This window comes from Mesorhizobium sp. M0563 (assembly GCF_040321065.1).
GTDB lineage: Bacteria > Pseudomonadota > Alphaproteobacteria > Rhizobiales > Rhizobiaceae > Mesorhizobium.
On record NZ_JAMYQV010000006.1, the window covers coordinates 89,893 to 114,131 of the forward strand.

Here is a 24,239-nt window from a genome sequence, read left to right on the forward strand (position 1 = left end):
CTTGTCAGTTTTCTCGAAGACGCGCCCGCGGGCAACCGAAATCTTGGCTCGGCCTGGCGGCAGTGCTCTACGTCGATCTTGGCAGCGCGGCGCGTGCCTCAGCCACTGGCAAAGGGCACGGCGACAAACATCTGGGCGTCGCCGCGCTCGACAAGCAGCAGCACCGATTTCTTGCCGGATTTGGCAGCCTGAGAAATCGCCTGGTTAGCCTGCCTGGCGCTCCTCACCGGATGCTGGTCGACGGCGACGATGATGTCGCCGGGCTGAATGCCGGAAGCCGATGCCGCCTTGTTCGGGTCGACGCGCTCGACCAGTGCGCCGTGCTGGTTGCCTGCCAGGTTCATTGCCTGGCGCACATCCGGGGTGACGTCCATCAGGCCGAGACCGAGCGTCGGTGCGCGAAGGCCCTGCCCCGTCGACGGCTGACCCTGATCGCCGGCCACCGATCCCGTCGCCATATCGTCTTCGTTGCGCCCGATCTCGACGGAGATCTGCAGGCCCTTCCCCTTGCGCCAGACATTGAGCGCTTCCCTCGTGCCGGGCGCAATGTCGGCGACGGCGCGTGACAGGTCCCTTGGATCCTTTATGTCCTGGCCGGCGAAGCTGGTAATGACATCGCCGGTCTCGATGCCGGCCTTGGCGGCCGGCGATCCGTCGCTGACCTGCGCGACCAGCACGCCGGCGGGGTGATCGAGGCCGATGGCGCTCGCCATATCAGGCGTCACCGGCTGGATCTGGACGCCGAGATAGCCGTACTGGATGGAGCCGCCCTTCATCAGCTTGGCGACGACCTTTTGCGCCTGGTCCGAGGGGATGGCGAAGCCGACGCCGACGCTGCCGCCATTCGGCGAAAAGATCGCCGTGTTGATGCCGACGACATTGCCGTTCACATCCGTCAGCGGGCCGCCGGAATTGCCCCGGTTGATCGGTGCGTCGATCTGGATGAAATCGTCAAACGGCCCGCTGTGCAGGTCGCGGCCGCGCGCCGAGACGATGCCGGCCGTGACGGTGGTGCCAAGGCCGAAAGGATTGCCGAAGGCGAGCACCTGATCGCCCGGCATGAGCTTGTCGGAATCGCCCCATTTGACGGTCGGCAAGGGCTTGCCGGCTTTGACCTCGAGCACGGCAAGATCGTTCTTGGCGTCATGGCCGATCAATTTGGCGGGAAGCTCGGTGCCGTCGTCGAGCGTCACCTTGATCGACTGGGCGCCGTCGACTACGTGATTGTTGGTGACGATGGTGCCGTTGGCGCCGACGATGAAGCCTGAGCCGAGGGCCTCGGTGCGCGGCGCCTGTTCCGGCGGCGTCTTGGGGGCGGGCTGTCCCTGGTCATCGAAGAAATGGCGGAAATAATCGTCGAAAGGCGAGGTTCCGCCAAAGGGAGAGCCATCGCTCGTGGTGTCCGGCTGTTGGGCTTTCATGACCGTCGTGATGGTCACCACTGCCGGTTTGTCGGCCGCCACGACCGGAGCGAACGAACCGCTGGGAGCGGTCATGCCGGTGACAGGTGGCGTCACTGTTGCCGCCAGGACATCATTCAGCCTGGGAGCGAGAGGCAGGGCGAAGGGGCTGACGATCAGCGCGGCGCCCAGCAAAGCGGCGACGCGATGTCTGCGAAGGGTCTGGATTGGTGACATGGCCGTTGTCCGGGCGAGAGATTGATCGGGCGCCGCAGCGTTCCGTCACCGGAACGCTCCATCGGCGTGTCGGCCTTGCCTGTCTCGCCTGGCACGGCGGCCGACCGAATCGACAGCCCCGCATCTAGGGCGCCGATCGTGGTTTCCAGATAATATTACGAAGATTTAACTTCCGGCTGGCAGCCGCCTTGCCGGGCTGGCGCCGAAAGCCGAAAACAAAAACCCGCCTTGCGGCGGGTCGTTGGGGCAAATCAGCACCATACCCAAATTACTAGCATAGCTGCCGGCACAAAGCAAGAACAAAATAGCTACCCAAGAAAAATCGCCTCAGGTTGTGCCGCCCCTCACCGCCCCTGCCGAGGCTTCCTATGCCGCTGTCCCGTCCGTTCGCCTGAGATACGCCGAGGCGATCTCGCGCATCCGCCTGCCGTCGAAGCTCGGTCCATGACCGCCATGGCCGATGCGGATCGGCAGATCGAGCAGCCGCTGCATCGTGTGGCGGTAGGCGGCACGATCCGAATCCGGCAGGTCGTCGATCAGCGTGGCGTCGTAGATGGCGTCGCCGGCGAAGAACAGGCCGTCGGCCTCGTCGAACAGCGCGATCGAATCAGGAGAGTGGCCGGGCAGATGCAGGACGCGGAATTGGCGGTCGCCGAGGTCGACCCTATCGCCCTCGTCCAGGGTCCTAGTCAGCGGCGCCGGCGGAATCCTGTAATCGGCGGCTTTCCAGCCCTCCGCCGGCAGCCTGGAGACAGCCCCTTCCAGGTCATGGAACATGTAGGCGTAGGTAATCGCTTCATCCATGCTGCCGAACTGCGCGGCGCTGTGGCGCGGCCCTGCCCGCAACGGAAACTCGTGCAGCGAGCCGACATGATCGAGATGGATATGCGTGGCGACGACGAGCAGCGGCTTGCCGGCCGGCGTGTCGATCTGCGGCGCCAGTGGGCAGATCCCCATGCCGGTGTCGACCAGCAGGTCGACGTCGCGGCCGCGCAAATGCCAGATATTGGCGCGCACGAATTCATGCACGAAGGGCTCGGTCAGCATGGTCGTCTCTGCGTCGACGATGGTTTTGCTGAACCAGTTGTCCATCAGATCAAGGCCGGCATCAGACGAACGGCTTGCCGACCTTGTATTTTTGCGGGACCAGCCGCTTCAGATAGGCCATCCCCGCATCGGACAGCCGGTTGACATCGGGCAGCATGAAATCATCCGGCATATGGCGCGTCTTGCCGGCGACGTTCTTCAGCGGCACCTTCTTCAGCACGGTTTTCTTGCCGTCATATTGCAGCGCCACCGAACCGCCGCCCTCGTCGGCGACCGTGACCGCGAAGGCGCCGGCGTCGAAGGCCTCCTGCGCGTCCACCGCGCTGATGGCGCCGACATAGCCGCGCGGCATGTAGCCGAGCGCATCGACGCGCGCCCGCTTGCCCGGCAATCCCTCGGCCAGCGCGCGCTCCAAGGCTGCCGGCAGGTCGCTGCCCGACAGCTTGACGTTGCCGTGCTGGTCGCGCTCCAGCCTTTCCGGCGGCACCAGGCTTTCGACCAGCGCCTTGCCGTCGGCGGTGCTGACGCCTTCGGAGACGGCAACGATGCAGCGCTTGTGGCGGTCGAGCGTGGCGCGCACGTCGTCGATGAAGCCGGCCGCCGAGAACGGCCGCTCCGGCACGTAGACGAGATGCGGGCCGCTGTCCTGGTCGAGCTGCCATGCCGCGGACGCGGCCGTCAGGAAACCGGCATGCCGCCCCATGACGATGCCGACATAGATGCCCGGCAGAGCGCGGAAATCGAGATCGACCGAAAGAAACGCCCCGGCGACGAACTCGGCCGCCGACATGAAGCCGGGCGTGTGGTCGTTCTCCTCGAGATCGTTGTCGATGGTTTTCGGCGCATGGACGAAGGCGATCTTGCCGCCGGCGGCGTCGGTCAGGATCTGCTGCGTGCCCGACGTGTCGTTGCCGCCGATGTAGATGAAGGCGTCGGCGCCGGCTTTCTTCAAGCCGTTGAGGATGAGGTCGCAATAGGCGGCATCCGGCTTGTCGCGCGTCGAACCAAGCGCGGCGCTCGGCGTCGCCGCGATCAGCCGCAAACGGTCCTCGGGGATGGCGGAAAGATCGACGTAATTGCCGTCACGAATGCCGCGCACGCCGTGGATGGATCCCAGCACCTTGGCGCCGGGATGCCGCTTGCGGATTTCGAGCGCGGCGCCGACCACCGTCTGGTTGATGACGGCGGTTGGGCCGCCGCCTTGCGCGATGACAAAAGTTCCGGCCATTGGTCACGTCTCCCGGGCGATGAAAATCGCAGGCACATTCGCCTGTCTTGCGGCATCGCGCAACGGCAGAGTGATCGCTGAAAGCGAAGCCGCCGGTCAGACGACGACGACCGGATTCTTCTTGGAGACGCGGCTGTAGAGATCGATGATGTCCTGGTTGATCAGGCGCACGCAGCCCGACGACATCGCCTGGCCGATGCTCCGCCATTCGGGCGAGCCGTGGATGCGATAGCCGGTATCGCTGCCGTTCTGATAGATGTAGAGGGCACGCGCGCCGAGCGGATTGTCGAGGCCGCCCGGCTGTCCGCTCTGCCATTTCACCAGCTCCGGCTTGCGGGCGATCATCTCGGGCGGTGGGGTCCAGACCGGCCATTCCTTGCCGTACTGGATGTTGGCGCGGCCCGACCAGCGGAATCCGTCCTTGCCGATGCCGACGCCGTAACGGATCGCTTCGCCGCCGGGCTGCACCAGATAGAGCAGCCGCTCCTGCGAGTGAACGACGATCGTGCCGGGTTGCTCGCCGGTCGGATCGACGACAATCTGGCGGCGGAACTCCGGCTTGACCTTGAGGTAGGGCACCTCCGGTACATTGAAGCCACCGTCGGTGAGCGAAGCGTACATCACGTCGGGGCTGGTGATGTTCTTGTCGACGCTGATGCTCGGACGCACGGGCCGGATCGAGCCGGTGGTGACGTCGTCGAGCTGGAGCGACGGCAGATCCAGCGTCTGGCTGCAGCCGGCGACGCCGAGCAGCGCCAGCGCACCGGCGCCGGACAGCACCGTGCGGCGGGAAAGCTGTATTTCGGTTTCGATTGCGTCGCCATTATGCGGCAGCGACAGACCGTGCGGCAACTCACGCATTTACCCAAACCCTACGCTATCGGCGGGAAACACGGTCCGGCCGGATAGCAGGCATTTTCACCAATCATGGTTGAAAAAGCGTGAAGGCCAGCCATCTGCCGTTAACGAGGGGCTTTTTCGGTTTTTGCCTCTTTACATCTTCGCGAGGCCAAGGATTTATCCTCTTCTTTGAGCTCAAGGAGAAGAAAATGTCCTTCGAAAACTGGGCCGCATTTGCCGCCGCCTCGGCAGTCCTTCTGGTCATTCCGGGCCCGACCATCCTGCTGGTGGTGTCCTATGCGCTCGGCCAGGGCTGGCGCACCGCGCTGCCGATGGCAGTCGGCGTGGCGCTCGGCGACTTCACCGCAATGACACTGTCGATGCTGGGCATCGGCGCGCTGCTGGCGGCGTCGGCGACCGTATTCACCGTGCTGAAGGTGATCGGCGCCGGCTATCTGATCTATCTCGGCATAAAGCTGTTTCGCGCCGGCGGCGCGCTGCGGGCCGAACCGCGCACCGATGCGGTGTCATCGGCCAAGATGACGGCACATGCCTGGCTGGTTACCGCGCTCAATCCGAAAAGCATCACCTTTTTCGTCGCCTTCCTGCCGCAGTTCCTCGACCGGCATGCGGATTTCTGGACACAGATGCTGATCTTCGAAACGACCTTCCTGGCGCTCGCCTTCGCCAATGCCTTCGGTTATGCGCTGATCGCCGCAAGGGCGCGCAACGTCGTGCGCAATCCAAAGGCGATCCGCATCTTCAACCGCACCGGCGGCACGCTGCTGGTCGGCGCCGGCATCGCCACGGTGGCGATGCGCTCGGGCAACTGAGGACAAGCCATGGCGGTCAGGGATGCATTTGGCCTAGCGCTGTCTGGCGCGACGGAGGCCGGGTTTTCGTCCTACAGCCAGGCTGTGCGCGAATTGCAGTGCTTCATCGGCGATCCTGTCGGTTCCGTTGACCGGGCAATCGCCGAAGATCCCGGCTTCGTCATGGCGCATGTGTTCAAGGGTTATCTCTTTGGCCTCGCCACCGAGCGTGAAGCGACGGCGGTGGCCAAGGCATGTCACGAGGCAGCGCTGCCGCTTGCCGCGACGACGCGCGAGCAGGCGCATGTCGCCGCGCTTGGCCACCTTGCGGAGGGCCGCTGGCACGAGGCCGCCCGCGTGCTGGAGGATATCGCCATCGAGTTCCCGCTCGATGCGCTGGCGCTGCAGACCGGCCACCAGATCGACTTCTTCACCGGCAACGCCCGCATGCTGCGCGACCGCATCGGCCGCGCGCTGCCGTCCTGGCAGAGCGGCATGCCGGGCTACCACGCCATACTCGGCATGCAGGCCTTTGGGCTGGAGGAAATGGGCGACTACGCGCGCGCCGAAAAACTTGGCCGCACGGCGGTCGATATCGAGCCGCGCGACGGCTGGGCCCAGCATGCCGTTGCCCATGTCATGGAGATGCAGAGCCGGCAAAAGGACGGCATATTGTGGATGCGCGCCAATCCCGAAGCGTGGACGCGGGAGAGCTTCCTGCAGGTGCACAATTGGTGGCACCTGGCGCTGTTCCATTACGACCTCGGCGAGACCGACGAGGTGCTGGCGCTCTATGATGGGCCGATCTATGGCGAACGCTCGACGCTGGCGCTCAACATGGTCGATGCCTCGGCGATCCTGTGGCGGCTGCATCTCGGCGGCGTCGATGTCGGCGACCGCTGGACGGCACTGGCCGCCAACTGGGTGCCCAAGGCCAGCGCCGGCAACTATGCCTTCAACGACGCCCACGCGATGATGGCGTTTGTCGGCGCCGGCCTCGAAGCGCCGGCCCGCAGCTTGCTCGAGGCGCAGCGCGAGGCGATGCGCGGCAAAGACGACAATGTGGGTTTCACCAGGGATGTCGGCCATCCCTTGACGCTCGCGATCAAGGCGTTCGGCGAGGGCAATTATGCCGAGACGATACGGCTGATCCGGCCGATCCGGGCAATCGCCCATCGCTTCGGCGGCAGCCACGCCCAACGCGACGTCATCGACCTGACGCTGGTCGAGGCGGCACTGCGTTCGGGCGATGGCGCGCTGGCGAGGGCGCTTGCGGCGGAACGCGCGCTGGCACGGCCGGACAGCCCGCTGTCGGCACTGTTTTCACGGCGCGCAACCGCTCTCGCGGCGAATTGACCAAGGCCACATCTTGCCTTAAAAACTGCCCCGGCAAGATTTTTTCGAGTGTCGAAAAAATCTTCACGTGTTGACCGGAGCGCTTGTCCGGCGGCACGATTGCCGGGATATCTTCGCCTCTCTGTCGCAGGGCAGAGGCGGGGGAGCAAGAAAGACCGTCGCCGCCAGGCCTGACGGACATGGGAGGAAACATGTATCTCGGCCTCGATCTCGGCACGTCGGGCGTCAAGGCGCTGCTGATCGATGCAAGGCAGAGCATCGTCGGTTCCGGCCATGCGCCGCTCGACGTGTCGCGGCCGCATCCCGGCTGGTCCGAGCAGAACCCGGCCGAGTGGATCCGCGCCTGCGAAGCGGCGATCGCCGAGCTGCGATCCGCGCATGCGAAGGAGCTCGCGGCGGTCAAAGGCATCGGCCTTTCCGGCCATATGCATGGCGCCACCCTGCTCGACGCCGCCGACCAGGTGCTGCGCCCCTGCATCCTGTGGAACGACACACGCGGCCACGCCGAGGCGGCCGCACTCGACGCCGACCCGCGCTTTCGCAAGCTGACCGGCAACATCGTCTTTCCCGGCTTCACCGCGCCAAAGCTCGCCTGGGTGAAAAACAACGAACCGGCTGTTTTCGCCAAGGTGGCAAAGGTCCTGCTGCCGAAGGACTTTTTGCGGCTCTGGCTCGCCGGCGAGCATATTTCGGAAATGTCGGATTCGGCTGGCACGTCGTGGCTCGACGTCGGCAAACGAGCCTGGTCCGCCGAACTGCTCGCCGCCACGTCGCTCGACGAAAGGCAGATGCCGTCATTGGTCGAAGGCACGGCAAAGGCCGGTGCCTTGCGCAGCGAACTGGCTGCGAAATGGGGCATGCAGGCGGGCATCCCGATCGCCGGCGGCGCCGGCGACAACGCGGCCTCGGCCTGCGGCATGGGCACGGTCGGTGCCGGCCAGGCTTTCGTCTCGCTCGGCACGTCAGGCGTGCTTTTTGCCGCCAATGCGTCCTATCTGCCCAACCCGGAAAGCGCCGTGCATACATTCTGCCATGCCCTGCCCGGCACCTGGCATCAGATGGGCGTCATCCTGTCGGCAACCGATTCGCTCAACTGGCTATCGGCAATCGCGGGCAAAGGTGCTGGCGAGTTGACCGCCGAACTCGGCGATGCGCTGCAGGCGCCGACCGGTGTCTCCTTCCTGCCCTATCTCTCAGGCGAACGGACGCCGCACAATGATTCCGCCATTCGCGGCGCGTTTACGGGGCTTGCACACGAATCCGGCCGCGCGGCGCTGACCCAGGCCGTGCTCGAAGGCGTCGCTTTCGCTTTCCGCGACAGCCTGGAAGCTCTGGCCAAGGCCGGCACGACGCTGACCCGGGTGACGGCGATCGGCGGCGGCTCGCGTTCGCGCTACTGGTTGAAGGCCATCGCCACCGCGCTTGGCCTGCCCATCGATATTCCCGCCGAGGGCGATTTCGGCGCCGCGTTCGGTGCGGCCCGGCTTGGCCTGATCGCGGCGACCGCTGCCGATCCGCGCGCCGTGTGCACGGCGCCGGCGACGGACGCCACGGTCGAGCCGGTCGCCGCCCTCGGCGACGCCTATGCGCAGGCCTATCAGCGCTACCGCCAGCTTTACCCGGCGATCAGGGCTGTAACCGCGTGAGCTGGCGCTTACCCCCCTCTGGCCTGCCCTCTTTGCCACCATTTGGCATCTCCCGCTCAAGGGGGGAGATCGGCAGCGTCGACGGCTATGCAAGTCTTGCAAGATCGGTGATTGGCGAAGGCGGAAAGGCCAGCCAATCTCCCCCCTTGAGGGGGAGATGCACGGTAGGGCAGAGGGGGGTGCTTGGCCCCCACTTTGCCGAGATTTCCTCACTGTGCCGGCACCTTGTCGAGAAAGCCGGTGACGCTTTTCAGCCGGCCATTTTCGATGACGCCGATATCGGTGCCTTCGATGACGGGCTCGGTGCCGTCCGGCCCAAGGTTCCACGAAAAGCGGATGGCGTCAGCGAATCCGTCCGGCTCGCCTTTCAGCGAGAACCTGAAGCCGGCAAAGCGCTGCTGCACGCCTTCGATCAGCGCGGCGATGCCGTCATGGCCGTCGCCCTGCATGATCGGATCGCGGTAGCCGACATCCTCGGTGAAGGTCGTCTTGAGCAAGGCTTTCCTGCGCGCGGCGTCACTCTCGTTCCAGGGGGCGATGTAGTTTTCGGCAATGGTGTTGAGGTCGGTCATGGTCTGTCTCCTTCGTTGGATGCTCTTGACATGAGCCTTTTCGACCAGCGCCAGCGCGAAACCAATTACGCTTGAGGTAATCAGGCCGAACCATGCGAGAGGAAAAGAACATGACCAGCGGTTTTTTCGGCGACATCCAACAGATCAAATATGAGGGACCGGATTCGACCAATCCGCTGGCCTACCGGTTCTACAATCCCGACGAGATCGTCGCCGGCAAGCGGCTGGAAGACCATCTGCGCTTTGCCGTCGCCTACTGGCATTCCTTTGCCTGGCCAGGCGGCGATCCGTTCGGCGGCCAGACGTTTGACCGGCCGTGGTTCCCCAAGGCCGGCGGTACCGACACGATGGAGCTGGCCAAGCTCAAGGCCGACGTCGCCTTCGAGATGTTTTCGCTGCTGGGCGCGCCTTATTTCTGCTTCCACGATGCCGATGTGCGGCCGGAGGGCCGGGACTTTTCCGAAAGTGCGGCGCGGCTCGACGAGATCGCCGATTATTTCTCGGGAAAGATGAAGCAGACTGGCGTCAAGCTGTTGTGGGGCACGGCCAACCTGTTCTCCAACCGCCGCTTCATGTCGGGCGCCGCCACCAATCCCGATCCGGACGTCTTTGCCTATTCGGCCGCGACGGTGAAACACTGCATCGACATCACCAAGCGGCTGAACGGCGAGAACTACGTGCTGTGGGGCGGCCGCGAGGGCTATGAGACGCTGCTCAACACCGACCTTGCCCGCGAGCAGGAACAGGCCGGCCGCTTTCTCAATCTGGTCGTCGACTACAAGCACAGGATCGGCTTCGAAGGCACCATCCTGATCGAGCCGAAGCCTCAGGAACCGACCAAGCACCAGTATGATTACGACGTCGCCACCGTCTATGGCTTCCTCAAGCGTTTCGGACTGGAGAACGAGGTCAAGCTCAACATCGAGCAAGGCCACGCCATCCTGGCCGGCCATTCGTTCGAGCATGAACTGGCGCTGGCCAATGCGCTCGGCATTTTCGGCTCGATCGACATGAACCGCAACGACTACCAATCGGGCTGGGACACCGACCAGTTCCCAAACAATGTACCGGAGATGGCGCTCGCCTATTATCACGTACTGCAGGCGGGCGGCTTCAAGACCGGCGGCACCAATTTCGACGCCAAGCTCAGGCGCCAGTCGCTCGATCCGCAGGATCTGCTGATCGGTCATATCGGCGGCATGGATTGCTGCGCTCGAGGCCTCAAGGCAGCGGCACGCATGGTCGAGGACAAGGCGCTGTCGGCGCCGCTCGCCGAGCGCTATGCCGGCTGGGATTCGGCCGAGGCCAAGGCGATGCTTGCCGGCAAGCGCACGCTGGAGGAAATTGCTGATCGCGTCGTCAAGGAGAAGATCGAGCCGCAGCCCCGATCCGGCCGCCAGGAACTGCTCGAGAATATCGTCAACCGGTACGTCTGAGGCGTACCGATTCGCGGCCGCATTGTTCAGCGGCCGCCGGCTGACGACTTTCCGCGGGGCCGAAACCGACAAGGTTTGCCCGGTGCGACACTTTCGGTCTGCTTGCTGACCGGGCCTGGCATATGTCCTAGCCGTGATCGAGGCCTCTTAGGTAGGCGCAGAACATGTCGGCCATGGCGTCGGCGTAGGCTTCGATCTCCGCCGGGGTTCGGGGCGCCTCCGAGAACTGCTTCCCCACCGTGCTCAGCGTCGTCATGACCAGGTCGCCGGCCAATTCGCGCGTCGCTTGCGCGGCGTTGGGCAGCGCCTCCTGCATGAAGAGCTGGATGGTGCGGTCTCCGGACGCCCTTGCCGCCTGCGCCTCAGGCGCGTCGCGGTAAAGCGGTGCGGCGTCGTCAAGCGCCACACGCACCGCAGCCTCGTCACACTCCGAGCGGAGGAAGGCGTGGACCAGGCCGCGCAGCCGTTCAAGCGGCGGTTTCCTGATATCCTCGAGGATGTCGCGCAGCAAGTCGGTCGTCTGCCGCCATTCGTCGCTCTGGAGCCGAAACAGGATCGCCGCCTTGTTCGGAAAATACTGATACAGCGATCCGACGCTGACACCGGCCTTCTCGGCCACCCGCGCCGTGGTGAAGCGCTGCGCGCCTTCCCTCGCCAAAACCTGAACAGCAGCCTCCAAAATCGCAGCAACGAGCTCCGCCGAGCGGGCCTGCTTGGGCTGTTTTCGCGAGGAAATCCGCGGACTTCGGTGATCGCTCATTGAGAGGCGCGCCAATGCGATTAGTGAATGCGAATGATTAGTCGTATTTTGAATGCCGCACAAGAACGCATTCAATTTTGACTGGAGACCAATATGACCACACTGACGACAACGCCGCTGGCGCCCCTGCTGGACCGCCTGTTCGAGGAAGCCGCTGCGGCAACGAGCCATGCCGTGGCGGAGCTCTCCGCCGAGGAGCGGAGCCGCTTCATTCGGAGCAAGACCGAATACCTCGATTTCTACGGGCGGCTAAAGGATCTCTGGCTTCCCGTTTCGCGAGAGACCGGCACGCTGCTCTACATGCTGGCACGGAGCAGCGGCGCCCGGACGATCGTCGAATTTGGAACCTCGTTCGGCATCTCGACCCTGCACCTTGCCGCAGCCTTGCGGGACAATGGCGGCGGGCGCCTGATCACCAGCGAGTTCGAGCCATCCAAGGTGGCGCGCGCCAGGAGCAACCTCACAGCAGGCGGTCTCATCGACATGGTGGAAATCCGAGAGGGAGACGCGCTGCAAACATTAAGCGTCGATCTTCCCGAAACGGTCGACCTGCTGCTGCTCGATGGCGCCAAAGCGCTCTATCCCGAGGTCTTGACCCTAGTTGAAAGTCGCCTCAGGCCGGGCGCCTTGGTCGTTGCCGACAATGCCGATCTTTGCCCCGAATACCTCTCGCGGGTGCGCTCGACCGGAAGCGGCTACATGTCCACGCCGTTCGGCGAGGATGTCGAACTGTCCATGCGGCTCGGCTGACGCACCGCCTGATCTGTCGGAAAGATCGTGCCCAAGATGGGCGGCGGCGGACAAAACTTTGCCCGGCATCGCCCATCAATCGCCTCGCTCTTGCCTTCAAACAGCCGTCACGGAGTTCCTATAGTGTGGTTCGTGGCGGGAATCAGAAAGAAGGAGGCGAAACGATATGCAGCACGAACGCGAAATCGACGCCCTGCTCTCATCTGGCGAGGCCGGATCGATCATCGACCGGCTGATGGCGCTGCCGCACCCCAAGCATGGTGCGCTGAGTGCAAACGAATGGGATCGCGCGGTCGCCAGCCGCTTCGAGACCCATCTGGCGAGACAGATGCGCTCGCAGATCGACGGCAACAGCGTCCGCCAAGACGCTGCCTGATCCCCACTATCTCAGGCGCAGCCTGACCGGCGCTTCGCCGAACGCTCTTGAAAACGCTCTGGAAAATGCCGCGGCGGACGAAAACCCCGTTCGCCCGGCAATGTCCGCCATGGCGATGCGCGTATCGACCACCAGCCGGCGCGCGGCGCCGAGGCGCAGCCTGAGATAATAGGCGCCCGGCGTTTCGCCGATCGACTTGCGAAAGATACTTTCCAGCGTCCGCGCCGTCACCCCGGCGCGCTTGGCCACGGCGGCGACAGTCAGGGGCTGGTCGACATGCGCTTCCATCAGCCGGATGGCTTGCGCCAGCCTGGGATCGTAGCCGTCAAGACGGCCGAGCGAGACCAGCGGCTGCGCGTCGGTCGCGGCGCGCGCCTGGTCGTAGATGAAGACGCTCGCGACATCGAGCGCCACGGCCATGCCGAGCCGCGTGCGGATCAGATGCAGCATCAGGTCGAAGGTCGGCGAGGCGCCGCCAGAGGTGAATACGGGACCGTCGATGACGTAGCGGTCGGGGCGCACGTCGACGCCGGGAAAGGCCGAAGAAAAATCCTCCATATCCTCCCAGTGGGTGGTGGCGCTGCGCCCCTCCAGCAAGCCCGCGCGCGCCACCAGCCAGGTGCCGGCCTCGACACCGCCGCAGGCGCGTGCCGCGCGCGCCGCCCGGCGCAGTCCGGACAGCAAGACCGAAGTGGCATAATTCTGCGTGCCGAAGCCGGCGACGACGACCAGCATGTCGGTTGTGTCAGCCGCATCGAAGCGGCCGCTGACCGCCACCGGCAGGCCGCATGTGGTGACCGGCGCCTCGCCTGTGACCGAGACCAGCCTGAAATCGAAAAGGGTCTCACCGGCAATGCGGTTGGCGGCGCGCAACGGATCGACAGCCGACGCAACACACATGATCGACGAGCCGGAGAATACCAGCAGCGTCACCTTGAGCGGCAAACGTTCGGCACGAAAGATCGTCGGTTTTTCGGTTTTGGTCACATGATCTTCGTAAAACGCAAAACAGTTTCCGGCAAGTCAGGCATTCTTGCCCTACGTTCTATTGGGAGAGAGTCCGATGCCGTTAGCGATGAACCGTGAGGTTTTCATTACCTGTGCCGTGACCGGGTCCGGCAGTTCGCAGGACCGCAGCCCGCACGTGCCGCGCTCGCCCAAGCAGATCGCCGATTCGGCCATCGAGGCGGCAAAGGCAGGGGCTGCGATCGTGCACTGCCATGTGCGCGATCCCGAGACCGGCAAGCCTAGGCGCGACGTGCATCTCTACCGCGAGGTAACCGAGCGCATCCGCGCGGCAAACGTTGATGTCGTTTTGAACCTGACCGCCGGCATGGGCGGCGACATGGTATTCGGCCCACCGGAAACCCCCCTGCCGCTGAACGAAAAAGGCACGGATATGGGCGGTGCGACCAACCGCGTGGAACATGTTCGCCAGTGCTTGCCGGAGATCTGCACGCTCGACTGCGGCACCATGAATTTCGCCGAAGCCGACTATGTCATGACCAACACGCCCGGCATGCTGCGCGCCATGGGCGGCATGATGACGGCGCTCGGCGTCAAGCCGGAGATCGAGGCCTTCGACACCGGGCATCTGTGGTTTGCCAAGCAGCTGGTCGAGGAAAAGGTGCTGGATCCGGATGCTCTCGTGCAATTGTGCATGGGCGTGCCGTGGGGGGCGCCAGATGATCTCAACACCTTCATGGCGATGGTCAACAACGTGCCGTCGAGCTGGACCTGGTCGGCCTTTTCCATCGGCCGCAACCAGATGGCCTATGCCGCTGCCGCGGTGCTGGCCGGCGGCAATGTCCGTGTCGGGCTCGAGGATAATCTCTGGCTCGACAAGGGTGTGCTGGCGACCAATGCGCAGTTGGTCGAGCGGGCGGTCAGCATCGTGTCGAACATGGGCGCAAGGGTCATCGGCCCGGACGAAGTCCGCAAGAAGCTGAACCTGACGAAGCGCGCACCGCTTTGAGCAAGGGCGGGAAGAACCCGGCTGGGAGGAGCCGCCGATGAAGACCGTGAAGTTCACCGCCATGAAGGACGGCGACCGCGAGGACTATGCCTTCCTCACCGAGCACGAGATCGACTATGCGGCAAAGACCGGTGAGCGTCTGCTCGACGCGCTTGTCCAGCTCGACGAAGGGCTGTCGGGCTACAAGATCACCCGGCTCGGCCATTCGGTGCAGGCGGCGACGCGGGCCTGGCGCGACGGCGCCGACACCGACTGGATTGCCTGCGCCTTGCTGCACGACATCGGCGACATCTACGCGCCCTATAATCACGACGAATATGCAGCGTCGATCCTGAAGCCCTTTGTACGCGAGCAATGCACCTGGGTGGTGGAAAAGCACGGCGACTTCCAGCGCCTCTATTACGCACATCACCTCGGCGGCAACCCGCACGCCCGCGACCGTTTCGCCGGGCACATCTACTTCGACGATTGCGATGAGTTTTGCGAGCGCTGGGACCAGTCGAGCTTCGACCCGGATTACGAGACATTGCCGATCGATTTCTTCCGGCCCTTCGTGCTCGAAGTGTTCGCGCGCAAGGCCTATGACGCGTCCGTGATCCGTGCCGGCGAGCGTGTCGCCCTCACCGACCCCGCAACAGCCAGCACAAGAACCGGAGCCTCCGCATGAGCATCATCAACAAGGCGGCAGCCATCGGCGGCGGCGTCATCGGCGCCGGCTGGGTCGCGCGGCTGCTGCTCAACGGCATCGACGTGTCGATCTTCGATCCCGACCCCGAGGCGTCACGCAAGGTCGGCGAGGTGATGAAGGGAGCGCGACGCGCCTACAAGCAGATGCTGCCCGGCGGCCTGCCGAAAGAGGGCAAGCTCACTTTCGCCAAGACGATCGCCGAGGCGGTCGCCGATGCCGACTTCATCCAGGAAAGCGTGCCGGAGCGGCTCGACCTCAAGCACCGCGTGCTGGCCGAGATCGACCTTTATGCGCCGGCCAACGCCATTGTCGGCTCCTCCACCTCCGGCATCAAGCCGACCGACATGCAGGTGGCGATGAAGAAGCATCCGGAGCGGTTGGTGGTCGGCCATCCGTTCAACCCCGTCTATCTCTTGCCACTGGTCGAAATCGTCGGCGGCGAACAGACCTTTCCCGAGGCGATCGAAGTCGCCAAGGAGATGTATGCCTCGATCGGCATGAAGCCGGTGGTGATCCGCAAGGAGATCGAAGCCTTTGTCGGCGACCGCCTGCTCGAAGCGGCCTGGCGCGAGGCGCTGTGGCTGGTCAAGGACGGCATCTGCACGGTCGAGGAGCTTGACGACATCATGCGCTATGGCTTCGGCCTGCGCTGGGCGCAGATGGGCATGTTCCAGGTCTATCGTGTCGCCGGCGGCGAGGCCGGCATGCGCCACTTCATGGCGCAGTTCGGCCCGTGCCTGAAATGGCCATGGACCAAGCTGATGGATGTGCCGGAGTTCAACGACGAATTGGTCGAGCTGATCGCGACCCAGTCGGACGACCAGGCGCACGGTCTGTCGATCCGCGAACTCGAAAAGATCCGCGACGACAATCTGGTCGCGATCATGGAGGCACTGTCGAAGCAGAACAAAGGCAAAGGCTGGGGCGCCGGCGCCCTGCATAAGGACTATACCAGGCAGCTGGCTAAGCTTGCGGCGAAGAAGCCCACCGCCTCCAAGGCTGCCGAGAAGGCCAAGGCTGAAAAGCCGAAGAAAAAGAAGAAAGGCTGAGACCATGGATTTTGGTCTTTCGGAGGAACAGAAGCTCATCGTCGAGACGACGCGGGCCTTCGTCGAGAACGAGCTTTACCCGCATGAGCGCGAAGTGGAGCGCACCGGCGTGCTGCGCCGTGAGCTGATCGAGGAGATCAAGGCCAAGGCGATCGAAGCTGGTCTCTATGCCGCCAACATGCCGGCCGATGTCGGCGGCGCCGGGCTCGATACGGTGACCTGGCTGCTCTATGAAAAGGAGCTCGGCCGCGCCAATTACGCGCTGCACTGGACCTGCGTGGCGCGGCCTTCCAACATCCTCCTTGCCGGCACGCCGGAGCAGCGCGAGAAGTATCTGTTCCCGTGCATTCGCGGCGAAAAATGGGATTGCCTGGCAATGACCGAGCCGGGCGCCGGCTCCGATTTGCGCGGCATGAAGGCAACCGCCGTGCAGGACGGCGACGACTGGGTGCTGAACGGCACCAAGCATTTCATAAGCCACGCCGACCTCGCCGATTTCGCCATCGTCTTCATGGCCTCGGGGGAGGAAGAGTCTTCGCGTGGAAAACGCAAGAAGATCACCGCCTTCTTCGTCGACAAGGGCACCAAGGGCTTTACCGTGCGCGACGGCTACCGCAACGTCTCGCATCGCGGCTACACCAATGCCATCCTCGAATTCGACGATTGCCGTCTGCCGGCCACTCAGGTTCTGGGCGAGGTGCACAAGGGCTTCGACGTCGCCAATTCATGGCTTGGCGCGACGCGCCTGCAGGTCGGCGCCACCTGCCTCGGCCGCGCCGAACGGGCGCTTGGCCACGCCATCGAATACGCCGCGCAGCGCCAGCAATTCGGCCAGCCGATCGGCAAGTTCCAGGGCGTGTCGTTCAAGCTCGCCGACATGGCGACCGAGCTGAAGGCCGCCGACCTGATGGTGTTCGAAGCCGGCTGGAAGTACGATCAGGGCACCGTTACCGACCAGGACATGGCCATGGCCAAGCTGAAGGCCACCGAGATGCTCGCCTTCGTCGCCGACGAGGCGATCCAGATCCATGGCGGCATGGGGCTGATGGACGATCTGCCGCTGGAACGCATCTGGCGCGACGCCCGCGTCGAGCGCATCTGGGAAGGCACCTCGGAAATCCAGCGCCACATCATCTCGCGGGCGCTGCTGCGCCCGTTCGGGGGCTAGAGCATGATCCCAAAAAGTGGAATCCGGTTTTTGGAAAAGATCATGCTCAAACGAAAAGATGACGATGCACAAACTTGAGCGGCTTTTGCGCCCACGAACGATCGCAGTCTTCGGTGGCGTGCAGGCTGCTGCCGTCGTCGCGCAGTCGATCAAGATGGGCTTTGCCGGCGAGATCTGGCCCGTGCATCCGAGCAAGGACGAGGTCGCCGGCCGCAAGGCGTATCGCTCGGTGGCCGAATTGCCCGGTGCGCCGGATGCCGCTTTCATCGGCGTCAACCGGCACTTGACCATCGAAGTGGTCAAGGCGCTGGCCGAGCGCGGCGCCGGCGGTGCGGTCTGCTTCGCCGCCGGCTTCCTCGAAACCGAGGCCTATGACGAGGACGGCGAGCGGCTGCAGGCCGAGCTGGTCGCGGCGGCGGGTCCCATGCCGATCATCGGGCCGAACTGCTATGGGCTGATCAATTACGCCGACGGCGCGCTTTTGTGGCCCGACCAGCATGGCGGCATCAGGCTGCCTGAAGGCGGTCGCGGCGTTGCCATCATCACCCAGTCGTCGAACATCGCCATCAACATGACGATGCAGAAGCGCGGCCTGCCGATCGCCTTTCTGATGACCGCCGGCAACCAGGCGCAGACCGGGCTTTCCGAAATGGCGCTCGGCCTGATCGAGGACGACCGCGTCACCGCGCTCGGCCTGCATATCGAGGCCTTCGACTCGGTAGCCGGCTTCGAAAGGCTGGCGGCACGGGCACGAGAGCTGAAGAAGCCTGTTATCGCCATGAAGGTCGGCCGCTCCGAGCAGGCGCGGCAGGCGACCGTCTCGCATACCGCGTCGCTGGCCGGCTCGGACGCAGCGTCCGGCGCGTTCCTGAAGCGGCTCGGCATCGCCCGCATCGATTCGATCCCGGCCTTCATCGAGGCGCTGAAGCTGCTGCACGTCACCGGTCCCCTGCCCGGCTACCGGCTGTCGTCGATGAGCTGTTCGGGCGGCGAGGCGTCCGTCATGGCCGACAGCGCCGAAGGCCGCTGGGTGACCTTTCCGCCTCTCACCGCCGAGCATCGCATTCAGGTCAAATCGACGCTCGGCCCGCTGGTCGCGGTGGCCAACCCGCTCGACTACCATACCTTCATCTGGAACAACGAGCCGGCGATGACCGCCACCTTCACCGCCATGGTGTCTGGCGGCTTCGACCTCAACATGCTGGTGCTCGACTTTCCGCGCCCCGACCGCTGCTCCGACACCGACTGGTGGGCGACGCTGCGCGCCTTCGAAGCGGCGCTGAAGACCAACAGCGCGCAAGGCGCGATCGTCTCCTCGCTGCCGGAGAACCTGCCCGAGGAATACACTGCAGGGCTGATGGCGCGGGGCATGGTGCCGCTGTTCGGCATTTCCGAGGCCATGGACGCCGCCCAGGCGGCAGCCTTCATCGGCTGGGCGTGGCGCGAGCCGCTGGCGCAGCCGATCGACACCTCGGCGTCTGGCGCGCCGGCCGGCGACCATATCACCCCGGACGAGGCGGAGGCGAAAGCGCGGCTCATCGAGGCCGGGCTCCCGGTGCCGAAGGGCGAGCGCGCCGGCAACGCGGTCGAGGCTGTGATCTCCTCGATGGCGCTCGGCTTCCCGGTAGCGCTGAAGGCTCTTGGCGTCATCCACAAATCCGAGCTCGACGCGGTCCGGCTCAATTTGAGGGATGCCGAATCCGTCAGCACCGCCGCCCATGATCTCGGCCCGCTCGGCACCGGCCTTTATGTCGAGCGCATGGTGCGCGATGGCGTCGCCGAGCTGCTGGTCGGCTTCACCCGCGACCCGATGTTCGGCGCGGTGATGACGCTCGGCACCGGCGGCGTGCTGGTCGAGCTGTTGCGCGACAGCGTCACGCTGATGCTGCCGGCGACCCGTGACGACATCGAGGCCGCTTTGCGCGGGCTGAAACTGTTCCCGCTGCTCGACGGCTATCGCGGCCGGCCGAAGGCCGATGTCACGGCGGCAATACAGGCGATATCGGGCATTGCCGGCTTCGTGCAGCAAAATGCCGGCGAGATCGAGGAACTCGACATCAATCCGCTGATCGTCTGCGCCGAGGGCAAGGGCGCCTGGATCGCCGATGCGCTGCTGGTGCTGGGAGGCAAGAAGAATGGCTGAAATCATCACCACCCGCCGCGAGGGCACGATCCTCGAAGTCACGCTCGACCGGCCCAAGGCCAACGCCATCGACCTGAAGACGTCGCGGCTGATGGGCGAGACGTTCAAGGCGTTCCGCGACGATCCCGAGCTGCGCGTCGCCATCGTCAAGACCGCCGGCGACAAGTTCTTCTGCGCCGGCTGGGACCTGAAGGCCGCGGCCGGCGGCGACGCGGTTGACGGCGACTATGGCGTCGGCGGCTTCGGCGGGCTGCAGGAACTGCGCGACCTCAACAAGCCGGTGATAGCCTGCGTCAACGGCATGGCGGTCGGCGGCGGCTTCGAGCTGGCGCTGTCCTGCGACCTCATCTATGCGTCGGACCACTCCTCCTTCGCGCTGCCCGAAATCCGCGCCGGCACGCTGGCCGATGCGGCGACGATCAAGCTGCCGAAGCGCATCCCCTACCATGTCGCCATGGACCTTTTGCTCACCGGCCGCTGGATGGATGTCGCCGAGGCGCATCGCTGGGGCCTGGTCAACGAGGTGCTGCCCAAGGACAGGCTGGAGGACCGCGTCTGGGAGATCGCGCGGCTGCTCGCCAGCGGCCCGCCGCTGGTCTTCGCCGCGATCAAGGAAACGGCCAGGGTCGCAGAATCGCTGACGTTCCAGGACGCGATGAACCGGGTGACGCGCCGGCAGCTGCCAACGGTTGACGCACTCTACGGCTCGGAGGACAATCTCGAGGGTTTTCGCGCCTTTGCCGAGAAGCGCGACCCGGTGTGGAAGGGGAAGTGACGCTGCGGAGATGATGGCGATCCTTCACACCCCCCTCTGCCCTGCCGGGCATCTCCCCCGCAAGTGGGGAGATCGGATGTCGCATCGGATTTCGCCAATTTCCAGCGTTGCAGGACAAGCGGCAAGGCCAAAGCTGCCGATCTCCCCCCTTGCGGGGGAGATGGCCGGCAGGCCAGAGGGGGGTGTCCAAGCTCAACCTTGGCGGCCCATTCGGCGCCCATGACCAACTACAAAACCCTCATCGACGCCGAGACCTGGGCCTTCATCGAGCGGACCAATTCCTATTATCCACCCGATACGATCGACTACACCATCGCCGAGCAGCGCGAGATCTATAACCGGATGTGCCGCGAGTTCTTTGCCGGCTATCCCCAAGGCGTCACGGCGGAAACCACCGCCATTGCCACACCCTGGCACATCCCGATCCGCGTCTACCGCGCCCCGGCGCCGGAAGCGGCGGCGATGGTGCTTTATTTCCATGGCGGCGGTTTTATCCTCGGCGGGCTCGACAGCCATGACGACCTTTGCGCCGAGCTTTGCGGCCGCACCGGCTACGAAGTGGTTTCGGTCGACTACCGGCTGGCGCCGGAACACCTTCATCCGGCCGCCGTCGACGATGCCATCAGCGCCTTCGAATGGGCGTCGACCACCTACGAGCGTCCTATCCTGCTGTGCGGCGATAGCGCCGGCGGCAATCTCGCCGCCGCCGTCAGCCACGCGACGCGCGGCCATGCGCGCAAGCCGATCGGCCAGATTCTGGTCTATCCCGGCCTTGGCGGCGACAGCTCCGCCGGCTCCTACGTCACCCACGCGGAAGCGCCGATGCTTAACGTGCGCGACCTCGTTTTCTACAGGGACATCAGGACCGGGGGCGAGGACCGCACCGGCGATCTCACCTTGTCGCCGCTCGCCGACGCCGACTTTGCCAATCTGCCGCCTACCGTCGTGATCACCGCCGAATGCGACCCGCTGTCGTCGGACGGCGAAGCCTATCGCGACCGCATCATTGCTGCAGGCGGGCGCGCCTGGTGGTTCGAGGAGCCGGGACTGGTGCATGGCTATTTGCGCGCCAGGCACACGGCCGGCCGCGCCCGCTCGAGCTTTACCCGGATTGTCGATGCGGTAGCGGTCTTGGGAAGGGGCGAGTGGATCTGGTGAGGGATGTCTTCCCGACCAGAACGGGCCTTTGTCGGCCGGTACAGCTCTATTTGCGGCGGCGTCGTCGGCCGGAAACCTGCTTCAACCAAGGTCCTAAATGAAAGCCGCTCATCAGCAGGTACATCGGGACCATGCCGCCCAGCGGTGACGCCTCTTGCCCGGTCGAGCACATCATATCCGGCGCTCCGCCGAGAAACGTCAGCAGCGCCATGGTTGCGAAGGTCGGCGCGGCCGCAAAGGACAGCCAATCGGCTGCGCTATGGCCGGCCGGGCTCGCATCGCCGGTGGATCCGCCTGCATGAATCTCGCTCATGTCCGTAGTCCTACATAGCGAGCGGGATGCGGTCGAATGAACCGTGCATCCCGCTCCTCCAATTGTCCTAGCCGCATTTCCGCGACGCCAGAGACGTTCTATTCAGTGCGGTTCCGGAACGCAGCCTCTCCGGCGTCCGACACTTCGACCCACTTTTTGTCGGGAACGGCTTCGGCGCCGTAATTGTCGTGCCAGTTCCACCACTTGTACGTCGGCGTTTGCGGATAGCCCTCGGGCGAATCCTCCCAAACCTCCTGCCGGCCGAGTGGCGACAGGTCGAGATAGCTCCACACGGTCCCCATCGCCTCGTCGCCGCGGTTGTTGATGAAGTAGGTGCGGAACACGCGATCGCCGTCGCGGATGAACACGTTATGGCCGTGCCACTCGTCAACGCCGAAATCAGCATCGAAGCTGTCGGTGATGGTGTACCAGGGCATCTTCCAGTCCATCCGCGCCTTCAGCCGCGCAATGTCGGCCTGCGGTGCGCGCGAGGCGTAGGCAAGCGTGGTGTCGCGGGCATTCAGATGGGCAAGGTTGCCGACCTGGTCCGCCCCCAGCGAGCAGCCGCGGCAGGCGTGGTCGGGCCAGCCGAATACGCCGGGCTCGAAGAAGGCGCGGTAGACGACCAGCTGGCGGCGGCCCTCGAACAGGTCGAGCAGGCTCACCTTTCCGTCAGGCCCTTCGAACGTATAGGACTTCTCCACCGCCACCCATGGCATCCGCCGGCGCTCGGCGGCCAGTGCGTCGCGAGCCCGGGTCATGGTCTTCTCCTTCACGAGCAGCTGCTGGCGCGCGGCCTCCCATGCGTCAGGCGAAACGACCGGTGGTGTCTTCATCGCGAGCCGCGTCGCCTGCTCGCCTGTGCCATTCTGATGTGCCGTCATTGTGCATCTCCCTTGCTGGTTTGTCGCCCGCACCGGCGCGACGTGTTGGGTCGTGAGATAGGATAGGGGCTGATAGCGGATTGGCGAGAGTGACAAGTGTGACGCGATTCCGACGGGTTCGCTGATCACGGCCAATTTCGCCGCCAGCGACGCCTCTGCGCTCATTCGCGCCCGGACTGCTGAATGGGCCGTGCGCCGGCCAGGTAGCGATCATTGTCAAACGGCTCGGCCTGGTTGCTTTCCGGGCTCCACAGCTGCCGGTGGGTTCGTGTGAGATCGCCGAGATAGACATGCAGCGCACCTGATCGCGCGCTGCCGGTATTCGCAACCGAATGCACGGTATTTGACGCCATGTGCACCACGGCAGGCGCTGCGATGTCCTGCCTTTCGGGGACATCGAGTTCGCTGCCGGCAACAGGATAGATGAAGTTCGTCTCGCTGCCCTTGTAGATGCCGATCAAGGCATCCATCAGGTGGTTATGAGGCGGGTACTGAAGGCCGGGCGACAGCGTGATGTGATAGATCGTCAGGTTCGGGCCCGCATGCAGAAGCACCTCGTCGTCGTCCTCTTCGTGAGCGAGTGTTCCCGATGCGTGAAAACGGTTGGTGTAGTCGCCCAGGACCGCCCTTACCGCTTCGAGGGGATCTGGCCCCTTCGCGGCATTGACGATATTGTCGGCAACGGCGTAGAGAGGCGAGTTGGCGGGCAAAGGCATATCAGTTTATCCTCCCTGAAATGCTCAGATTTACAATCTGAGATGCTCACGCTAGCGAATGCTGAGGCCAGCGTCAACGGGACAGCCAGACGGACAGAATATGAAAACGACGAAGTTGACCGCCGAACCGGCAAGACCGGCCACGGTCGAGGCGACAGCACTGTCAGCCGCCGACGTCCTTCGCAGGGAACAGGCATATGAGCAGCTGAGGAACGACATCATTGCCTGCGTGCTGCGCCCCGGCGAAGCGCTGACCGAGAAACAGATCGGCGATCGATACCTGATCAAAAAGGCGACCATCCGCGCGGCGTTGGCCCGCCTGATGCAGGAAGGGCTGGTCAGGAGCGAGCCGCGCCGCGGCTACGTCGTTGCGACGCTCAGTCTGCGGGACGTCAACGAGATCTTCGATGTCCGCAGCTTGATCGAGCCGGAAGTGTTCAGGGTGGCGGCATCGAACATGACCGAGCGCGGGCTGGAGGATATCAGGCTGGCAGCGAAAAAAGTGCTGAAGCCGGAGACGCTACGCAGCCACATTGCCTTCCTTGCGGCCGATCGTGCTTTTCGTCTGGCCCTGGCGGAGCTCTCGGGAAATTTACGACTGGCGCATCTACTGGACCAGATACTCGACCAGTCGGCGCGGGTTCTCCACCTGGGCTTCAAGTCGCGCGACTTCACCCAGTTGATCATCGCCCAGCAAAAGGAACTGGTTCTTGCCTGCGAGGCAGGCGACGTTTCGGCCATCGTGAAACTTGCTCGTGCGCAGTGCCTGTTTTTGAAGAAGCAGGTGCTCGAGGCTTTGCTTGCCGGTTCCAAGCTTCAAGACGTCAATTTGCAGCCCTTCGCTTAGAGGGCGGTTTGGCCAATCGGTGCGACCCCGCCACCCTTGGCGCAACGACTGCCGGCGGGCCTT

General features: G+C 64.5%; 24 protein-coding genes. 14 read left to right on the top strand and 10 right to left on the bottom strand.

What is annotated here, in order from left to right; all coding sequences use genetic code 11:
* Nucleotides 1-98: 98 nt before the first annotated feature.
* The 4 genes from NKI50_RS10620 to NKI50_RS10635 form a co-directional block, all read right to left on the bottom strand.
* Nucleotides 99-1,637: a DegQ family serine endoprotease gene (locus NKI50_RS10620; protein ID WP_023718332.1), complete on the bottom strand. Its 1,539-nt coding sequence runs from the start codon at nt 1,635-1,637 to the stop codon at nt 99-101.
* A gap of 366 nt (nt 1,638-2,003) precedes the next feature.
* The gene (locus tag NKI50_RS10625; protein ID WP_352495226.1) at nt 2,004-2,729 is read right to left on the bottom strand and encodes an MBL fold metallo-hydrolase; all 726 of its coding nucleotides are present in this window, start codon (nt 2,727-2,729) and stop codon (nt 2,004-2,006) included.
* 16 nt (nt 2,730-2,745) lie between these two features.
* Complete coding sequence (locus tag NKI50_RS10630; RefSeq protein ID WP_352451606.1) at nt 2,746-3,912, bottom strand: diphosphate--fructose-6-phosphate 1-phosphotransferase; 1,167 nt, start codon at nt 3,910-3,912, stop codon at nt 2,746-2,748.
* Nucleotides 3,913-4,008: 96 nt separating this feature from the next.
* Nucleotides 4,009-4,773 carry a L,D-transpeptidase gene (locus NKI50_RS10635; protein WP_352484715.1) on the bottom strand — a complete coding sequence of 255 codons (765 nt, stop codon included), beginning with the start codon at nt 4,771-4,773 and terminating at the stop codon, nt 4,009-4,011.
* 188 nt (nt 4,774-4,961) lie between these two features.
* Between NKI50_RS10635 and NKI50_RS10640 the strand changes: the two genes are divergently transcribed.
* The 3 genes from NKI50_RS10640 (at nt 4,962) to xylB (ending at nt 8,566) form a co-directional block, all read left to right on the top strand.
* On the top strand, nt 4,962-5,585 hold the full coding sequence (locus tag NKI50_RS10640; RefSeq protein ID WP_023718327.1) for a LysE family translocator: 624 nt from the start codon (nt 4,962-4,964) through the stop codon (nt 5,583-5,585).
* A gap of 9 nt (nt 5,586-5,594) precedes the next feature.
* Nucleotides 5,595-6,920, top strand: a complete 1,326-nt coding sequence (locus tag NKI50_RS10645; RefSeq protein WP_352547958.1) for a tetratricopeptide repeat protein — start codon at nt 5,595-5,597, stop codon at nt 6,918-6,920.
* A 191-nt stretch (nt 6,921-7,111) separates the two neighbouring features.
* Nucleotides 7,112-8,566: a xylulokinase gene (gene xylB / locus NKI50_RS10650; protein ID WP_352716468.1), complete on the top strand. Its 1,455-nt coding sequence runs from the start codon at nt 7,112-7,114 to the stop codon at nt 8,564-8,566.
* Between the two features lie 209 nt (nt 8,567-8,775).
* Here xylB and NKI50_RS10655 read toward each other — a convergent pair whose 3' ends face one another.
* Nucleotides 8,776-9,138 (bottom strand): nuclear transport factor 2 family protein, encoded by a 363-nt coding sequence (locus tag NKI50_RS10655; RefSeq protein ID WP_352716470.1) that lies wholly within the window; start codon nt 9,136-9,138, stop codon nt 8,776-8,778.
* Nucleotides 9,139-9,248: 110 nt separating this feature from the next.
* On the opposite strand from NKI50_RS10655, the gene xylA reads away from it, so the two are divergent.
* Nucleotides 9,249-10,574, top strand: a complete 1,326-nt coding sequence (gene xylA, locus NKI50_RS10660; protein ID WP_023718323.1) for a xylose isomerase — start codon at nt 9,249-9,251, stop codon at nt 10,572-10,574.
* A gap of 127 nt (nt 10,575-10,701) precedes the next feature.
* Here xylA and NKI50_RS10665 read toward each other — a convergent pair whose 3' ends face one another.
* Nucleotides 10,702-11,334: a TetR/AcrR family transcriptional regulator gene (locus NKI50_RS10665; RefSeq protein ID WP_352716472.1), complete on the bottom strand. Its 633-nt coding sequence runs from the start codon at nt 11,332-11,334 to the stop codon at nt 10,702-10,704.
* 93 nt (nt 11,335-11,427) lie between these two features.
* On the opposite strand from NKI50_RS10665, the gene NKI50_RS10670 reads away from it, so the two are divergent.
* Together NKI50_RS10670 and NKI50_RS10675 are read left to right on the top strand one after the other, a co-directional pair.
* Entirely contained in the window at nt 11,428-12,084 is a 657-nt protein-coding gene (locus tag NKI50_RS10670) for an O-methyltransferase (protein ID WP_352716474.1), read from the top strand.
* Between the two features lie 166 nt (nt 12,085-12,250).
* The gene (locus NKI50_RS10675; protein WP_023718320.1) at nt 12,251-12,460 is read left to right on the top strand and encodes a hypothetical protein; all 210 of its coding nucleotides are present in this window, start codon (nt 12,251-12,253) and stop codon (nt 12,458-12,460) included.
* Nucleotides 12,461-12,466: 6 nt separating this feature from the next.
* Here NKI50_RS10675 and NKI50_RS10680 read toward each other — a convergent pair whose 3' ends face one another.
* A complete protein-coding gene (locus tag NKI50_RS10680) occupies nt 12,467-13,447 on the bottom strand; it encodes a GlxA family transcriptional regulator (protein WP_352716476.1) in 981 nt (326 codons plus the stop codon).
* Nucleotides 13,448-13,523: 76 nt separating this feature from the next.
* Here NKI50_RS10680 and bcoG point away from each other — a divergent pair, with 76 nt between their 5' ends.
* From bcoG to NKI50_RS10715, 7 genes are all read left to right on the top strand, one after another.
* A complete protein-coding gene (gene bcoG / locus NKI50_RS10685; RefSeq protein WP_352716478.1) occupies nt 13,524-14,435 on the top strand; it encodes a 3-dehydrocarnitine:acetyl-CoA trimethylamine transferase BcoG in 912 nt (303 codons plus the stop codon).
* 37 nt (nt 14,436-14,472) lie between these two features.
* Complete coding sequence (locus NKI50_RS10690) at nt 14,473-15,102, top strand: HD domain-containing protein (RefSeq protein WP_352716480.1); 630 nt, start codon at nt 14,473-14,475, stop codon at nt 15,100-15,102.
* Nucleotides 15,099-16,172 (top strand): carnitine 3-dehydrogenase, encoded by a 1,074-nt coding sequence (locus tag NKI50_RS10695; RefSeq protein WP_352716482.1) that lies wholly within the window; start codon nt 15,099-15,101, stop codon nt 16,170-16,172. Before NKI50_RS10690 ends, NKI50_RS10695 begins: the two co-directional genes overlap by 4 nt.
* Before the next feature lie 4 nt (nt 16,173-16,176).
* The gene (locus tag NKI50_RS10700) at nt 16,177-17,340 is read left to right on the top strand and encodes an acyl-CoA dehydrogenase family protein (protein WP_023718315.1); all 1,164 of its coding nucleotides are present in this window, start codon (nt 16,177-16,179) and stop codon (nt 17,338-17,340) included.
* Between the two features lie 64 nt (nt 17,341-17,404).
* The gene (locus NKI50_RS10705; RefSeq protein ID WP_352716574.1) at nt 17,405-19,483 is read left to right on the top strand and encodes an acetate--CoA ligase family protein; all 2,079 of its coding nucleotides are present in this window, start codon (nt 17,405-17,407) and stop codon (nt 19,481-19,483) included.
* Nucleotides 19,476-20,258, top strand: a complete 783-nt coding sequence (locus NKI50_RS10710; RefSeq protein ID WP_352716484.1) for a carnitinyl-CoA dehydratase — start codon at nt 19,476-19,478, stop codon at nt 20,256-20,258. Before NKI50_RS10705 ends, NKI50_RS10710 begins: the two co-directional genes overlap by 8 nt.
* Nucleotides 20,259-20,477: 219 nt before the next feature.
* On the top strand, nt 20,478-21,416 hold the full coding sequence (locus NKI50_RS10715) for an alpha/beta hydrolase (protein ID WP_352716486.1): 939 nt from the start codon (nt 20,478-20,480) through the stop codon (nt 21,414-21,416).
* A gap of 46 nt (nt 21,417-21,462) precedes the next feature.
* Here NKI50_RS10715 and NKI50_RS10720 read toward each other — a convergent pair whose 3' ends face one another.
* The 3 genes from NKI50_RS10720 to NKI50_RS10730 all read right to left on the bottom strand — a co-directional run bounded on the left by NKI50_RS10720 (nt 21,463) and on the right by NKI50_RS10730 (nt 23,329).
* A complete protein-coding gene (locus tag NKI50_RS10720; protein WP_352591846.1) occupies nt 21,463-21,729 on the bottom strand; it encodes a hypothetical protein in 267 nt (88 codons plus the stop codon).
* Nucleotides 21,730-21,827: 98 nt separating this feature from the next.
* Nucleotides 21,828-22,613: a DUF899 domain-containing protein gene (locus tag NKI50_RS10725; protein WP_352716488.1), complete on the bottom strand. Its 786-nt coding sequence runs from the start codon at nt 22,611-22,613 to the stop codon at nt 21,828-21,830.
* 161 nt (nt 22,614-22,774) lie between these two features.
* A complete protein-coding gene (locus NKI50_RS10730; protein ID WP_352716490.1) occupies nt 22,775-23,329 on the bottom strand; it encodes an autotransporter in 555 nt (184 codons plus the stop codon).
* A gap of 100 nt (nt 23,330-23,429) precedes the next feature.
* On the opposite strand from NKI50_RS10730, the gene NKI50_RS10735 reads away from it, so the two are divergent.
* The gene (locus tag NKI50_RS10735; RefSeq protein ID WP_352591855.1) at nt 23,430-24,176 is read left to right on the top strand and encodes a GntR family transcriptional regulator; all 747 of its coding nucleotides are present in this window, start codon (nt 23,430-23,432) and stop codon (nt 24,174-24,176) included.
* Nucleotides 24,177-24,239: the final 63 nt, after the last annotated feature.